The following is a 2,798-nucleotide window of genomic DNA, read 5'->3' on the forward strand; positions in this document are numbered from 1 at the left end:
ACAAACATGATCTCATATCAGGGACTTGTTCGCACCTTCCCTAGAGCTGCAGCTGTCGAATATCCTAGCCCTCTGAGAGCCTCTAACATCGCACCAGCTTTTGGGGGGGCGTATCGAACTCTTTGCATCATTCGGGATGATCCTCCCGCGTAAAAGGGAACAAAATCGCCTTCTTGTGCTCGCTAGATAGCTTTTGCAAGGCCTGAAATTCAATCTGACGAATACGTTCACGAGTAACCCCAAAAATCTTGCCTACCTCCTCTAAAGTCATCTCATCAGCGCCCTTCAAGCCAAAGCGATATATAATGACTAATCGCGATCTATCATCTAGGTAATCTAACATTTCATATAGAGTCGAACACAGGGAGCTGTTTTCAACATATTTCATTGGTGATGGGATATACCCATCCTTTAGGGTGCAGAGTCTTGACTGACATCTATTCATATCAATCTCATCGAGAGACTCAACGTCATCGAACATCGATAAAATAAGCCACGTTTTGGAAAGTGGTATACCGAGTCGCCGAGACGTTTCTATATCACGCTCGGCTCGCCCTAATCGCAGTTCAAGCTCTTTACGCTCCCGTATGATTTGCCAAGCTGTCTGTTGAATATGAACTGGAGCTCTGACGAGCCTCGTTTTATCGGCTATAGCGCGAGTGACATTCTGACGAATCCACCAAGAGGCGTAAGTTGAGAAGCGAAAGCCTTTACGCCAATCGAATCGTTCCACTGCCTTAATGAGGCCTATGTTTGCCTCTTGAATAAGATCGTCCAATGGAAGACCGGACCATGTATGCTTCTTGGCAATAGATAGCGCCAATCTTAGGTTGCATTGAATCATGCGTTCCCGAGCTAGAGAGTGTCGTTCAACTGCATCGATAAAACCTTTAGCAATAGGCTCATTTTTGGCTATTTCGGCTAGCTCAAATAGAAGTACATTAGTCAATTTTACAGAGGATAGTGCCTCTTTGGTGCGTTGGAAGTCACCAATAGCACTGCGAACTATTGCTATAGCAGAAACTAACCCCACAGGAAAATAAGCATCTTCCTTCTCTTCATTTTCCTCAACATGATAATTTTCATAGTCAATATCTACCGAAGGAACAAACTCTTCCTCAGCTTCCAGCTCTAATAGCAACTCAGGTTCTTCGCTGAACAATTTGGCATCTATTTCACCAAGAGCCACTTTTTCAGCGAACGAAAATAGAGCTGACATTCCTTTTGGCCATTGAGCTAGGGCTGATAACGCATCATCCCAAGCCTCTTCCATCTCACGACTTAAAACGATCTCTTCTTCTGCATTAAGAAGCCGCCCCCCAATATCCTTAAAGTAGAGTCTGGATGGCTCATTGAGTCCCGAGGCAAGTCCTCGAATAAACTCAACCGCATTATCCAAATGAACTCTTTCCTCAAAAGATGCATTATCAAGAGAAATATCATTGATACAAACTTCATTCTGCTCATCGACAACCACACCAAGGTCACCCAGTGCAATATTAATATGCCTTTCAAACTCTTCATTGCGAGTCCCATCAGCATTTGAGCAGAGTTCCACAAGCACATCTCCAGAAATACAGCCCTCACGCATTGCTGAAAGAAGGGTGGTCATCAAAGCATCATCGACGCCAACTTGTTCCACAAGAGCTGTTCTTTCTGGTAAGTAGAGATCTACATCATCCCAATCGTCATCAAGGTCCCGTGCCTTGTGTTGACCTATTGCTGCGTGAATGTTGTTAGCTACTAGTTTGACAAAATCATCACCCACAGGAGTTACTACCGTTGGCTCAACTACCCAGCCATCGTCAAAATCAACATCCAAGGGGGCGTCATCAAGAGAAAGAAGACCATTTTCTGAAATCTGCAACATTGTTGTATCGGTTTGAGAGAACTCGGGACGGCTTGGTTCCATCACATCAGCCAAAGAGTCATCTTTCTCCAATGACTTGTCGTCAGATAAATTCCCGACATTCTCGGAGATATGCTTTTGGTATGTGGCAACAACGACATCAGATCCAAAAGGACCAGGAGTGGCTCTGTGTAACGCCTCCACCAACATCTCAACGAGTTCCGAGCAGTTGGCTCGCCTAGCATAAGCCAGTGCATCCATCCCTTTAGAATCGAAGAGCATTGGATTTGCCCCTGCATCAAGCAGCAACCTAACAGCACCCTTGTTATTCCGGGTCGTAGCAAGAATCAAGGGGGTTGAACCTTTGCGATCTTGAGCATTCAAGTCATCCCCCCGAAGAATGTGGAATCTGAGCGCAGTCTCAGCGCCAGAGATAGCAGCGAGACGCAAGAGCGGATTGAGTTTTCCCAATATAGAATTCCAAAAGGGGAGTGTTTCGAACGAGGATATTGATATTCAAAAGTAAATTGTCATTAACAAGACCGATGGGTCAAGTAAAAGCAGACTCTGTGATGAGATATGGTGACGCAGATCAAACTAGCGTTTGAATCTGAAATGTAATCAACCGCCATATCGACCCTAGGATTGACCGAAGTCTTGTACAAGCTGCTCACGGCCAACTGCGGGTCGATGTCGATTACATATCCCTCAGCGAAGGACGGCAGGCTATCATTGCCAGTGACTATGCCATGCAAAATAGCAAGCTCCGAAGCCCGGATTTGCGCGAGAGTTAAGGGACTTAAGGTGTTCCCAGAATAAAAACATGGCTACAGGAAGGCTAGCCCCGTTTGTACCTACTTACTTGCTCAAGAAAGTAGCTGCTCAGCTCACCCTTATGCTGACTTGCTTCGCTTTCTGCGCTGGCCAAGTGACCGTTGCGCTCCTTCCA

The 2,798-nt window shown here is 45.7% G+C and carries 1 protein-coding gene; it reads right to left on the minus strand.

All coding sequences use genetic code 11. The features are described 5' to 3' along the window. Positions 1–127: 127 nt before the first annotated feature. Positions 128–2,320 carry a sigma-70 family RNA polymerase sigma factor gene (locus L972_RS20390; RefSeq protein WP_052200069.1) on the minus strand — a complete coding sequence of 731 codons (2,193 nt, stop codon included), beginning with the start codon at positions 2,318–2,320 and terminating at the stop codon, positions 128–130. Between the last annotated feature and the right edge of the window lie 478 nt (positions 2,321–2,798).

This window comes from Aeromonas sp. ZOR0001 (assembly GCF_000801015.1).
GTDB lineage: Bacteria > Pseudomonadota > Gammaproteobacteria > Enterobacterales > Aeromonadaceae > Aeromonas > Aeromonas veronii.